Below are 12,984 nucleotides of genomic sequence, written 5' to 3' on the forward strand. Positions count from 1 at the left end.
ATAATCCGCTATAATAAGAGTGTAACTTACATAAAAGGAGCGATTATATATGCCATACGTAACAGTGAAAATGCTAGAAGGACGCACAGAGGAACAAAAGAAAGCTCTTGCTGAGAAAGTAACAGCAGCAGTAAGCGAAACAACTGGTGCTCCTGAAGAAAACATCGTTGTTTTCATCGAAGAAATGTCTAAAAACCATTATGCAGTTGGCGGAAAACGCTTAAGCGACAAATAATTTCAAGTTCTTTCATAAGAAGCAGCTCTTAGCTGCTTCTTATTTTTTTCCTTCTAGTAACTCGATGATTCTCTCTTTATATTTTCCTTTTCTTCCATCTTCATAGATTAAATCATGCGGGTAGAATAGTTTTTGATCCCTTCTCTTCTTACCAGTAATTGCCTCAACAATATCCGATTCACGTGAAAGCTCTCTAAGCTCTCCATTTGGCATAAGAAGTAAGATTGGCAGACGCTCTTCTTCCTCACCAGCACGGTAAAAGTCATACGGTAAGTCTGATGTTGAATCAACTACTAAATAGTATTCTGGATCAAGTCCAATCTTTTTGAATAAGCTACTTAATTCCATCCAATTATCTAAACCGTGCTTATCTGTAAACTCTACATATTTAAATAGGTTTCGATTCATAAAACGGCGGCATAAATCACTTAAAATTGGATCTTCCTCGTCCTGCCATACTTGGAAGTAATAATACATAACGTTCTCGTCTAACTTTAAATAATCCTCTACTGTTACTTCTTCTTCAAATAAAGAATAGAAATGAACCGGATGATTTTTAAATGTGTAATACTTCTCGTGCAATGATTTTGCACGGTGTAAAATCTTCGTTAAAATAACTTCGGCACTGCGCGTTACCGGGTGGAAATATACTTGCCAATACATTTGATAACGACTCATAATATAATGCTCAACAGCATGCATACCACTATTTTTAATGACTACTTGATTCCCATACGGACGCATGACACGTAGTATACGTTCCATATCAAAGTTTCCATACTTTACGCCAGTGAAATACGCATCTCTTAATAAATAGTCCATACGATCTGCATCAATTTGACTGGAAATCATACTAATCGCTAATTTATTAGTAGATGTTTTTGCGATTACATCGGCCACCTTTTGCGGAAAGTCTTTATCCACGCGGCTTAATACACGGTTAATTTCCGTGTCTCCAACGATAATTTTTTGCGTAAATTTCTCATGATCTAATGAAAATACCTTTTCAAACGAATGAGAAAATGGGCCGTGACCGACATCATGAAGTAAGGACGCACATAAACATAACAATCTATCTTCAGCATTCCAGTTCGGTCTGCCATCAAACACATCATCAATCATACGACGAATAATTTCATATACACCTAACGAATGAGTAAAGCGACTATGCTCTGCACCGTGAAATGTAAAAAATGTCGTTCCAAGCTGCTTAATACGGCGCAAGCGTTGAAATTCTTTCGTTCCGATTAAATCCCAAATAACACGATCGCGCACGTGCACATATTTATGTACCGGGTCTTTAAACACTTTTGTTTCGCTGAGTTTGTCGTTTAAATATACCACCTTCCGACATCCCCCTTTCTTTACTGCATTCTTACTATATATTATAAACGAAATAGGAAACAGAAAGAAATGAAAGACTATATTAATTGCCCTTGTATAAAGAAAAAATCACTTTTACCGAAGTAAAAGTGATTTTTTCTTTATACATTATTTACCTAAAACGAATTCAGCAACTTCATCTAAGATCATTTCTTTACCTAGAGGGAAGTAACCTTTGTTTAAGTCTTCGTTTTTAATTGTAAATACGTGGTTATTTTTAACAGCGTTCATGTTTTTCCAAATTGATTCTTCTTGGAATTCTTTTAGACGCTGAGAACCGTCACCAGTTGTAAATACGAATAAGTAATCTGGGTTGTAATCGATTAAAGCTTCTTTTTGTACTTGTACTAATGGTTTATCCGTTGGTGTACCTTTAACTGCTGGTAATTTCAAGTCATTAAAGATTACGCTACCGTAACCGTAGTCACCGTATATACGGAAAGCATTTGGATATGCAGCCATTTTCATGAATGTTGCATCGCCAGTTTTCGCAACGATTTTGTCATGTAATTTGCTTGCTTTTTCTTCATACTGTTTGAACCATTCTTTTGTTTCTTTCTCTTTACCGAAGATTTGACCTACTTCTTCGAATTTTGGACGCCATTGGTCTAATGGAGTTTTTAACATAACTGTTGGTGCAATTTTAGATAATTGATCATAGATCTTTTCTTGACGATTGTTTACAAGAATTAAGTCTGGTTTTGCAGCAGCTACTGCTTCGATGTTAATTTTATCGCCCCAAGCAGAACCAACTGGTTTCACGTCTTTTAATTTCTTTTCAATATGTGCATCAATTTTTTCTTGAGATGTATTAGCAGTAATAATTGGTTTCATACCAAAAATTAACAATTCTTCTGTTGAACCACTAAGGTCAGCAATTTTCTTTGGATTTGCAGGAATTTTAATTTCCCCTTTTGCATGTTGTACAGTGCGCTCTTCAGTCTTCGCATCCTTCGCATCTGCTTTCTTCTCTTCTTTGTTAGAACAAGCTGCAAATAGTACAGAAGTAACGACTAGTACCATTGCTAATAACGCCATTTTAAAATTCTTCATGTTCCCACTCCTTCTAGCTGTATTTCTCTTATAAGTTACAGTGAACTATAAGAAACAAGATTAACAATTAATAAATATATATTGATTAATTGTTGCTTATGCCCCGTTCTAACGGGTGTTCAACTTCCTATTTACTAATAAGAAGCTCAACGTCCATTAGAAGCCCCCCTCTTTACGAGGGGGATCTACTTATGCTTTTTTACGCAATTGATTACTAATCATCGCTAAATCATATGTTAAACAAATTGGTTTACAGTTTACTGGACACGGAACGATTTGAGCTTCAATCTCAAATACACTGCGAAGTGTTTCACTCGTCATCACTTCATCTGGCGTTCCTTGCTTCATTAACTTACCTGCTTTTAATGCAATCATATGATCTGAGAAACGAGAAGCATGGTTTAAGTCATGGATAACCATAACAATCGTTCTACCCTCTTCTTCATTTAACTTTTTCAATAAGTTTAATACTTCTAATTGATGTGCCATATCTAAGTACGTTGTCGGTTCATCTAATACAAGTAATTCTGTTCCTTGTGCAAGAGCCATCGCAATCCATACGCGTTGACGTTGTCCACCTGATAACGCCTCTGCTGGACGATTTGCGAATTCTGTCATTCCCGTCACTTCAAGTGCCCAATGAATGTAGCGATAATCCTCTTCTTTCAATGTTCCAAATCCTTTTTGATGAGGAAAACGTCCGTATGAAACGAGTTCAAACACAGTAAGACCTGTTGGCACTTCTGCAGTTTGTGGTAAAATCGCCATTTTCTTTGCGATTTCTTTCGTTGGTTGTTTCTCAATTGCTTTTCCGTCAAGATAAACAGTACCTTTTTTCGCCTTTAAAATACGAGAAGCCGTTTTTAATAATGTGGACTTTCCACAACCATTTGGTCCAATAATTGTTGTAATTTTCCCTTCCGGAATTTCAACTGTTAATCCATCAATAATTAACCCTTCATTATAGCCAACAGATACCGCATCAACTGCTAAAGTTGCCATACAAAAAGCCTCCCTTTATTTTGTCCTCATAAGTAAGTATATAAAATACGGTGCACCAATTACAGAAATAACAAGACCGACCGGTATTTCTGAAGTTGTTAACACGCTTCTTGAAATTACGTCTGCGAATAAAAGTAAAAACGTCCCTATTAGTGCAGCGGTAGGAAGCATAATTTGATGTTTACCACCAACAAGGCGCCTCGCTAAATGCGGAGCCATTAAACCGATAAAACCAATTCCTCCGGCAACAGCAACAGATGCACCAGCTAAACAAACTGCAATAAATAATAATTTACGTCTTTCTTTTTCTACATTTACACCAAGGCCAACAGCTGTGGAGTCGCCTAGGTTCATTACATTTAATATGTGCGCCTTACTAATTGCAAGTGGCAAGAAAATAACCATCCACGGAAGTACACTTAGCACGAACTTCCAATCTGTGCCCCACAAACTTCCTGCTAACCAAATCGTAGCAAAACGGAAATCGTTAGATGTCATCTTCATAGAAAAAATTAAACTAACAGCACCAAACCCGGCTGCAACAGCGATACCAACAAGTATTAATCTCGTTGATGAAACGCCGTCTTTCCATGCTAGTAAATAAATAATAACTGCTGCTAATATCGCACCAACTAACGCGAAGAATGGAAGGATAAATACAGATAAAAATGTACCAGTCCCAACTTTCCCGAAGAAAAAGTAAACGAATATAACAACTGTTAATCCCGCTCCAGCGTTAATACCGATAATACCTGGATCAGCAAGTGGATTTCGTGATAACCCTTGCAAAATTGCACCTGACATTGCTAAAGCAGATCCGACTAATATAGCAATAACCATACGTGGCATACGGAATTCAAATAAAATAACAGACTGATCTTCAGCCCCAAGCCCAACCAATGATCTTAATACATCCATTGGTGGTATTTTAAATGTCCCTGTATTTAAACTCACTAAAAATACAGTAACGATTAATCCTACTAAAATTGTTAAAATAGAAACGTTCTTTTTTGTTAAGACACTTGTCCTCACATTTTCCCTCTCCCTTCGTTACGTGCTAAGTAGAGGAAGAATGGAACTCCAATTAGTGCCGTAATTGCTCCAATTGGCGTTTCAAACGGCGGATTAATAACGCGAGATAACATATCTGCACATTCAATTAATAGTCCACCTAAGACCGCAGAACATGGAATAACCCATCTATAATCTGAGCCTACAAGGAAACGAGTCATATGCGGGATTACAAGGCCAACAAACCCAACTGATCCTGCCATAGAAACTGCAGAACCTGTTAACACAAGAACAAGTACTGTTCCGATAAATTTAATTAGCGTCGTATTTTGACCAAGTCCTATCGCAATTTCTTCACCGAAGCTTAAAATTGTAATATACCTCGACATCATAATTGCAATAAAGAGACAAACTAGACCAATCGGTACTAACATATTAATACTTTCCCATTTCACGCCAGCAACTCCGCCTGCATTCCACATACTCACCTCTTGGGCAAGGTTGAAATATAGCGCAATTCCAGATGAAATGGCCCCTAATAAAGCACTAATTGCTGCACCTGCTAAAGCTAATTTCACAGGTGTTAATCCACCTGGTGAAGAAGATCCAATTCCATATACAATGCTCGCTCCAAACGCAGCACCAATAAAAGATGCGATAACGAACATTAAATAAGGTGAATTAGGGAAGAATGCATACATAATCGCAATTCCAAATACAGCCCCATCTGTAATCCCCATTAACGATGGAGAAGCAAGTGGATTTCGCGTCATACCTTGCATAATTGCACCTGATACCGCTAAAAAGGCACCTGCTACTACGCCCCCTATTGCTCTAGGCATGCGAAGTTCTTGAATTACGTTATGATGCGTAATAGAACCGTCAAACTGAAATACAGCTTGCCATACAGTCTTTAAACTAATATCTGCAGCACCAAACGAAATAGACAATGCCATGCTTAAAGCTAACAAAATTGTACCTGCTACTAAAATAATAGAAGCAATGAGCGGCCTGCTCTTAATCTCTTTAACATTCACATCTTGCTGTTCTATACTCCTTGCGCTCGCTTCCATCCCTCAACCATCCTAACCAACAACATATATTTAATTTATTGAAATGAAATTTATTCTCAAATAGTAATAAAAAAATTAAATGAATCGTCCTTTTCCTGATAATGATTCTCAGAATCAGACAACTTCTATTCTACCTATCGCTTCAAAAGACTGTCAACCATTATTTTGAAATACAAATTCATATAGGTTGAGACTTTAATAAATAGATAATGCCTATCTGTCATTAACTATTATTATCATCAATTAAGCTTCCACAGAATAAACGCTTCCTCTTTTGGGCATAAAAAAAGAAGAGTAATCTGTTCACTCTTCTTGTTCTTACTTCTTTAACTTTGCTTCAATTTTTACAATTAATTCGTCTTCTGTTGGCGCCGCAACTGGACGATTATTTACAAATGCGAATGATTTTTTACGACCAGGACCACAGTAAGACTGACATGCAACTTCAATCGTTGCACATGAATCTACTTTTTTTAGCTTCGGAATCAACGTTTTAACGTTCGTTGCCTGACAATCATCACACACACGAAATTCGTTTCCCATTATATAACACTTCCTCTATTTTAAACTTTTCACAAGTACATTTAAAAATAAACACTAAATGGTATTTTACCGCTCTTTGAAGCTCGTTGCAAGTTTCCCTATAAAGCTCTTTCCTCATATAATGCTACATATTTATATGTTCTCCTACAGAAGTTTCCGTCATTCTTGGCAAAATTTATACCTTTCATCGAAATCTACCATATTTTTAAAAGCTTTGTATAAAAGCTCATTTTTTTGCCCATTATAAAAATAGGAAGTTCATAAAAAGAAAGGGAGTTGAATCTATGAAAGTAAGACAAGATGCTTGGACGGATGAGGATGATTTATTACTTGCTGAAACTGTACTTCGTCACGTTCGAGAAGGAAGTACTCAATTAAATGCATTTGAAGAAGTGGGTGATCAATTAAATCGTACATCGGCTGCCTGTGGTTTCCGTTGGAATGCTGTTGTTCGCTATAGTTATGAACAAGCTCTTCAACTAGCAAAAAAACATCGTAAAGATAAAATGCGTGCTGCAAGCGGTGAACAAGCGAAAAAACGTTTACTTTATACACCACCAGCTTCAGAGGCGATAACTGATTATGAAGAATTTGTACAAGAGGAAGCAATTGTACAATATAAAGAAGCTATTCCATATCAAGAATCTACGGTTCCTGCTGCAAAGGGCTCTATGACAATGCAAGATGTTATTTATTTTTTACAAACAGTCGGATCTTCCAATATAAAAGTGACAGCCCTTGAAAACGAGAATACGAGATTGAAACAAGAAATCAAATCACAAATCCTTCGAAATGAAGAACTAGAAAAGAAACTAGAAAAATTAGAAAAACAATCTCATACTGTACAAGAAGATTACGAAACACTTATGAATATTATGAACCGAGCTCGTAAGTTGGCAGTCATGGATGACGAAGAACGTTCTCAAACATCTTTCCGAATGGATCGAAACGGTAATTTAGAAAAAATTGCAGAATAGAAAGGATGCATGTAATGCATCCTTTTTTAGTCTTTCATCTTTAAACTTTCCCTTTATATGCGAGAACCCCCCTTCTTCATTTTTTGCTATAATAGAGATTGTCATTTTAAAGATAAGGGGTTAGTTATATGAGCAATTCCCGTTCCATTTTATCTCAGCCAGAGTGGCGTATTGTAGATCAGTCTAGTTTGGGACCAACATTCCATGCATTGCAGTCATTCGCAATGGATGACACACTGTGCACAAGCATTGGAAATGGTCAATCAGCTGCAACAATGCGTTCTTGGGTTCATCACAATACAATTGTTCTTGGCATTCAAGATTCACGCCTACCACACTTAGAAGAAGGTATTTCCTTTTTAAAGGAAAACAACTTCAATGTTATCGTTCGTAATTCCGGTGGACTTGCAGTCGTGCTGGATGAAGGTGTTTTAAACGTATCGCTTTTATTCCAAGAGACGGAAAAAGGTATCGATATTGACCTTGGATACGATACAATGTGGCATTTAATTCAGGAAATGTTAAAGGATTACGATGTTACAATCGAAGCAAAAGAAATTGTTGGTTCTTACTGTCCTGGTAGCTACGATTTAAGTATTCGCGATCAAAAATTCGCTGGCATTTCGCAGCGCCGTATTCGCGGCGGTGTCGCTGTCCAAATTTATCTATGCGCTACAGGAAGTGGCTCTGAACGTGCCGCACTCGTTCGTGATTTCTACAACCTAGCCATTCAAGGAGAAGAAACACGCTTTACGTATCCTGAAATTGTACCGAGCACGATGGCTTCACTTTCAGAATTACTTGGTGAAACCATTACAGTACAAGATTTAATGATGCGCCTTTTAAAAACATTGCAGCAATTCGCTCCAAAGTTAACACCATCTCAATTAACAATAGATGAAGTACCTTTATATGAGACGAATTTACAACGTATTATTGATCGTAACAATAAAGCACTTGGCTTAGAAAAATAAAGACCGTCGCTATAATAGCGACGGTCTTTATTTCAATTCATTATAGAATTAAAGTGCTTGAGCAGCTGTAATTAAAGCTAACTTGTACACTTCTTCTTCGTTACATCCACGAGATAGATCATTTACAGGCATGTTTAAACCTTGTAAGATTGGTCCTACTGCTTCGAAGTTACCTAAACGTTGAGCGATTTTGTAGCCAATATTACCAGCTTCTAAGCTTGGGAATACGAATACGTTAGCATCACCTTTAATTGTAGAACCTGGAGCTTTTTTCTCAGCTACAGATGGTACGAATGCAGCATCGAATTGGAATTCTCCATCTAAAGTTAATTCTGGAGCCATTTCTTTTGCAATGCGAGTTGCTTCTACAACCTTTTCTGTTTCTGGAGATTTCGCAGAACCTTTTGTAGAGAAGCTTAACATAGCAACGCGTGGATCAATACCGAATAGTTCAGCAGTTTTCGCACTCTCGATACCAATTTCAGCTAAATCTTGGCTGTTTGGTGCAATGTTAATTGCACAATCAGCGAATACATATTTTTCTTCTTCACGTACCATGATGAATACGCCAGAAGTTTTTGTAACGCCTGGTTTTGTTTTAATGATTTGAAGTGCTGGACGAACTGTATCAGCTGTAGAGTGAGCTGCACCACTTACTAAGCCGTGTGCTTTACCCATGTATACAAGCATTGTACCGAAGTAGTTTTCGTCTTTAAGGATTTTTCGAGCGTCTTCTTCAGTTGCTTTACCTTTACGGCGTTCAACGAAAGATGCTACCATTGCATCCATTTCTTCGTATGTAGCTGGGTCATAAATATCAACGCCCGCTAATGTTAAATTCATGCTAGCAGCCTTTGCGCTAATTTCTTCTTTATTACCAACTAAGATTGGTTGTACTAACTCTTCTTTTGCTAAACGCTCTGCAGCGCCTAAAATTCTTTCATCAGTTCCTTCAGGAAGTACGATAGAAATGCCTTTTCCTTGAACTTTTTCTTTTACTGTTGTAAATAAGTTGCTCACGAATAAACCCTCCTACTTATGTTAAAAAAACTCTATCTTTAAGAATACTGCTTTTCCTCTCTATTTTAAACTTATAGCTCCCAAAAAATAGATAAAATGAAAATGATTATATTTTCATAAAATTCAGCCTAGAAATAACGCCCCTTTAAGCCTTATCTCCTCCTATTTTCAAATAAAATTAAATGTGACAATTTTATGCGCCAAAGCTTTATATAGATGATTTTAAAACTATATATGCTATAGTTAACGTGTAAAACTATCATTAACTGAGGTGAATAGAATGAGTGAAGCAACAACAACGTTAGATGGCTGGTATTGTTTACATGATTTACGTTCTATTGATTGGGCTGCATGGAAAACATTATCTAGCGACGAACGCGGACAAGCTGTGTCTGAATTTTTAAATGTCGTTGAAAAATGGAACGAAGTAGCTAGTGCGAAAAAAGGCAGTCATGCAATGTATACAGTTGTTGGCCAAAAAGCTGATATTATGCTTATGATTTTACGTCCAACAATGGAAGAGTTAAACGAAATTGAGACAGAATTGAATAAAACAACATTAGCTGAATATATGGTCCCTGCATACTCTTACGTATCTGTTGTTGAACTAAGCAACTACCTTCCAGCTGATGAAGATCCATATCAAAACCCACAAATCTTAGCTCGCTTATATCCCGAACTACCAAAAGCAAATCACATTTGCTTCTACCCAATGGACAAGCGTCGCCAAGGTGAGGACAACTGGTACATGCTTCCTATGGAAGAACGTAAAAAAATGATGTACAGTCATAGTAAAATCGGTCGCCAGTACGCAGGTAAAGTACGCCAAGTTATTTCAGGATCTGTTGGATTCGACGATTTTGAGTGGGGCGTAACATTATTCGCTGACGATGTTCTTCAATTTAAAAAACTTATATATGAAATGCGCTTCGATGAAGTAAGTGCTCGTTATGGTGAATTCGGAACATTTTTCGTTGGAAACATTTTACCAAACGAAAAGGTAGAGAAATTTTTACACATATAAAGTGAAACTTTAATCAGTGGGGATTTTGTTCATCCCCACTGATTATTAGCCTTCACCAACCGGGCTTTTACGGGCCGTTGATCGCCCACCTAACCTCCTTGCTTTCGCTTAATTTTGAGGTGGGGATCTTACTGCCCGGCAAATAGCGGGGTAAATCGTGAAAAAGGAACGAAATTCGTTCCTTTTTTTATTACCTTCTATATTTCTCTTCAAAAAACTTCTTTTCTCCGCAAATTTGAACAAAAATCGACAAATCCCTTTCAAATTCCTTACAAAATTGTAACCTTTCTATATCCAAATTTATGCTAAAATGGTACGAGCTACATGCTAATAACGATGCGAAGGTGATAATCTATATGAAGAAAATCTTGTCTATTTTACTATTGTTTTTATTGTCAATTTCTTCCTTAGGAGTAACAACATCCCATGCGGAAGAAAAAATACACATTGAGGCAGCTGCTGCACTTTTATTTGATGCAGATACAGGAAAAATACTGCATGAACAAAATCCAGATGAATTACTAGCTATCGCTAGTATGTCAAAATTAATTGTTGTTTATGCCGTGTTAGAAGCAATTAAAGAAGGAAAAATCACTTGGGATACAAAGGTAAACATTTCTGATTACGCTTATGAAGTTTCACGTAATAATGAATTCTCTAACGTTCCATTTGAAAAAGGACGTCAATACACTGTAAGAGAACTATATCATTCTATCGTTATCTTCTCTGCAAACGGATCTAGTATTGCCTTAGCAGAACTTCTTGCAGGAAGTGAGAAAAATTTCTTAAATCTTGCAAATGAACATGCAAAAAAACTAGGGTTAAAGAAATATAAATTTGTAAACGCTACTGGGTTAAATAACGCTGACTTAAAAGGAAAACACCCTGAGGGAACTGATCCGAATGGAGAAAATTCCATGTCAGCTCGCGATATGGGTATGCTTTCAAAAGCAATGATTACAAAGTATCCAGAAATGCTAGAGGATACAAAACAAAGATTTAGAAACTTCCCAGATAATCATCCGAAACCAATTCGTATGGAAAACTGGAACTGGATGTTGCCAGGTGCCGCTTTCTCTTATGAAGGAGCAGATGGTTTAAAAACTGGTAGTTCTGATACCGCTGGATACGGATTCACTATTACAGCAAAACGTGGTGACTTACGCCTCATTTCAGTAATTATAAAAACAAAATCAATGGACGAGCGTTTCACTGAATCTCGTGAATTAATTGAATACGGATTTAATAATTTCGAAAAACAAAAACTAAAAGTGGATAAACACAACACAATCTCTGTAGTAAAAGGGAAAGAAGACCAAGTCACTGTTACACCGGAAAAAGAAATAACAGTAATTGCGAAAAAAGGTAGTAAAGACCCTTATAAAATTGGGAATGAAGTAGATAAATCCCTCGCTGAAGATGGACATTTAGTTGCTCCTGTTAAGAAAGATGCCAATGTAGGATCGATTACTTTAGAATCAACTGATAAATATGGTTTCTTAGACGGTAGTAAAAATATGAAAGTTACCGCAAAAACGACAGAAGAAGTTGAAAAAGCAAATTGGTTTGTGTTAACAACGCGCTCTATTGGTGATTTCTTCTCAAATTTATGGTCTAAAGTTTTTTAATGATGAAAAGCTAGCTCACGCTAGCTTTTTTTATTTTCCATTCTCAATGTAAAACTTCGTTTGGTTGTCATATCTGATTCCTTTTTCTCATACGTATGAACTAGTAATTGTTACACACTTCATCTAGAGATAAACCTCTTTCCACAAGGTATTCCAAAAAGAGAGGTGACACATAATGGGCGTTATTGCTTATAACGAAGGAGATGTAAAGTTATTAGCTAGACTGATGCGTGCTGAAGCCGAAGGAGAAGGACAACAGGGGATGTTGATGGTCGGAAACGTTGGGGTAAATCGTGTCCGCGGAAATTGTTTAGATTTTAAAAAAATAAGGAATTTACGTCAAATGGTTTATCAAAATCCTGGCGGTTTTGAGGCAACGCAAAAAGGGTATTTTTATCAACGCGCAAGAGAGCAAGATATCGCATTAGCAAGGCGAACGATTCAAGGACAACGTTTTTGGCCTGCAAATTTCGCCTTATGGTTTTTTAGACCTGAAGGTCCTTGCCCACCAACTTGGTATGACCAACAAAACTCTGGACGTTTTAAAAAGCACTGCTTCTTCCAACCATCTGCCGGGGATTGCCCTAGCGTATATTAAGGAATGAAAACGAGGAGGGATTTTTGAATGGCACAGCAACAAAACCCGTATTATGGAACAGGTTTTTATCAACCATCTGGAACTTATGCACAACAGCAACAAATGACCCCACAGCAACAGCAACAACAGCAAGCGATGCAACAACAAGCTGCGCAAGCTCAATATGCCGTCTCTCAAGGCATGTTACCATTAGAACAGTCGTATATTGAAAATATTCTTCGCTTGAACAAAGGCAAGCAAGCAACCGTAGTAATGACTTATGAGCGTGGTAGTTCACTCGGTACACAATCTTATACAGGTATTATTGAGGCAGCTGGACGTGATCACATCGTTATTAGTGAACCGCAATCGGGGAAACGTTTTTTACTACTAATGATTTACTTAGATTATGTAGAATTCCCAGAAGAAATTATGTATTTACCTAGTCAACAAGCAACTTATGCTCCAAGACCATAAAAAAAAG

The 12,984-nt window shown here is 37.1% G+C and carries 14 protein-coding genes; 7 read left to right on the forward strand and 7 right to left on the reverse strand.

What is annotated here, in order from left to right; translation table 11 throughout:
• Nucleotides 1-49 precede the first annotated feature (49 nt).
• Nucleotides 50-235: a 2-hydroxymuconate tautomerase gene (locus K5S59_RS15315; protein ID WP_001147171.1), complete on the forward strand. Its 186-nt coding sequence runs from the start codon at nt 50-52 to the stop codon at nt 233-235.
• 39 nt (nt 236-274) lie between these two features.
• Here K5S59_RS15315 and K5S59_RS15320 read toward each other — a convergent pair whose 3' ends face one another.
• The 6 genes from K5S59_RS15320 to K5S59_RS15345 all read right to left on the reverse strand — a co-directional run bounded on the left by K5S59_RS15320 (nt 275) and on the right by K5S59_RS15345 (nt 6,300).
• On the reverse strand, nt 275-1,579 hold the full coding sequence (locus K5S59_RS15320; RefSeq protein ID WP_000262748.1) for an HD domain-containing protein: 1,305 nt from the start codon (nt 1,577-1,579) through the stop codon (nt 275-277).
• Nucleotides 1,580-1,726: 147 nt separating this feature from the next.
• Nucleotides 1,727-2,671 (reverse strand): ABC transporter substrate-binding protein, encoded by a 945-nt coding sequence (locus K5S59_RS15325; protein ID WP_120451040.1) that lies wholly within the window; start codon nt 2,669-2,671, stop codon nt 1,727-1,729.
• A 189-nt stretch (nt 2,672-2,860) separates the two neighbouring features.
• Nucleotides 2,861-3,673 (reverse strand): ABC transporter ATP-binding protein, encoded by an 813-nt coding sequence (locus K5S59_RS15330; protein ID WP_000212064.1) that lies wholly within the window; start codon nt 3,671-3,673, stop codon nt 2,861-2,863.
• Between the two features lie 15 nt (nt 3,674-3,688).
• Entirely contained in the window at nt 3,689-4,705 is a 1,017-nt protein-coding gene (locus K5S59_RS15335) for a FecCD family ABC transporter permease (RefSeq protein WP_001260764.1), read from the reverse strand.
• On the reverse strand, nt 4,702-5,757 hold the full coding sequence (locus K5S59_RS15340; protein WP_000388276.1) for a FecCD family ABC transporter permease: 1,056 nt from the start codon (nt 5,755-5,757) through the stop codon (nt 4,702-4,704). The genes K5S59_RS15335 and K5S59_RS15340 overlap by 4 nt, the downstream gene beginning before the upstream one ends.
• A 318-nt stretch (nt 5,758-6,075) precedes the next feature.
• Nucleotides 6,076-6,300, reverse strand: coding sequence for a YuzB family protein (locus K5S59_RS15345; protein WP_000526074.1), 225 nt, complete (start codon nt 6,298-6,300; stop codon nt 6,076-6,078).
• A 284-nt stretch (nt 6,301-6,584) separates the two neighbouring features.
• Between K5S59_RS15345 and K5S59_RS15350 the strand changes: the two genes are divergently transcribed.
• Both K5S59_RS15350 and lipL read left to right on the forward strand, forming a co-directional pair.
• The gene (locus K5S59_RS15350; RefSeq protein WP_000868363.1) at nt 6,585-7,277 is read left to right on the forward strand and encodes an RsfA family transcriptional regulator; all 693 of its coding nucleotides are present in this window, start codon (nt 6,585-6,587) and stop codon (nt 7,275-7,277) included.
• A 128-nt stretch (nt 7,278-7,405) separates the two neighbouring features.
• Nucleotides 7,406-8,251, forward strand: coding sequence for an octanoyl-[GcvH]:protein N-octanoyltransferase (gene lipL, locus K5S59_RS15355; protein WP_000071957.1), 846 nt, complete (start codon nt 7,406-7,408; stop codon nt 8,249-8,251).
• A 48-nt stretch (nt 8,252-8,299) separates the two neighbouring features.
• Here lipL and pta read toward each other — a convergent pair whose 3' ends face one another.
• Nucleotides 8,300-9,271, reverse strand: a complete 972-nt coding sequence (pta, locus tag K5S59_RS15360; protein WP_000067226.1) for a phosphate acetyltransferase — start codon at nt 9,269-9,271, stop codon at nt 8,300-8,302.
• Between the two features lie 280 nt (nt 9,272-9,551).
• Between pta and hemQ the strand changes: the two genes are divergently transcribed.
• The 4 genes from hemQ (at nt 9,552) to gerQ (ending at nt 12,977) form a co-directional block, all read left to right on the forward strand.
• The gene (gene hemQ / locus K5S59_RS15365) at nt 9,552-10,295 is read left to right on the forward strand and encodes a hydrogen peroxide-dependent heme synthase (protein ID WP_001287591.1); all 744 of its coding nucleotides are present in this window, start codon (nt 9,552-9,554) and stop codon (nt 10,293-10,295) included.
• A 356-nt stretch (nt 10,296-10,651) separates the two neighbouring features.
• Complete coding sequence (locus K5S59_RS15370; protein WP_120451047.1) at nt 10,652-11,923, forward strand: serine hydrolase; 1,272 nt, start codon at nt 10,652-10,654, stop codon at nt 11,921-11,923.
• 175 nt (nt 11,924-12,098) lie between these two features.
• Nucleotides 12,099-12,521 carry a cell wall hydrolase CwlJ gene (cwlJ, locus tag K5S59_RS15375; protein WP_000538171.1) on the forward strand — a complete coding sequence of 141 codons (423 nt, stop codon included), beginning with the start codon at nt 12,099-12,101 and terminating at the stop codon, nt 12,519-12,521.
• Between the two features lie 27 nt (nt 12,522-12,548).
• On the forward strand, nt 12,549-12,977 hold the full coding sequence (gene gerQ, locus K5S59_RS15380; protein ID WP_000068635.1) for a spore coat protein GerQ: 429 nt from the start codon (nt 12,549-12,551) through the stop codon (nt 12,975-12,977).
• Nucleotides 12,978-12,984 lie beyond the last annotated feature (7 nt).

The organism is Bacillus sp. BML-BC051 (genome assembly GCF_019656175.1).
GTDB classification, from domain to species: Bacteria; Bacillota; Bacilli; order Bacillales; family Bacillaceae_G; genus Bacillus_A; species Bacillus_A mobilis.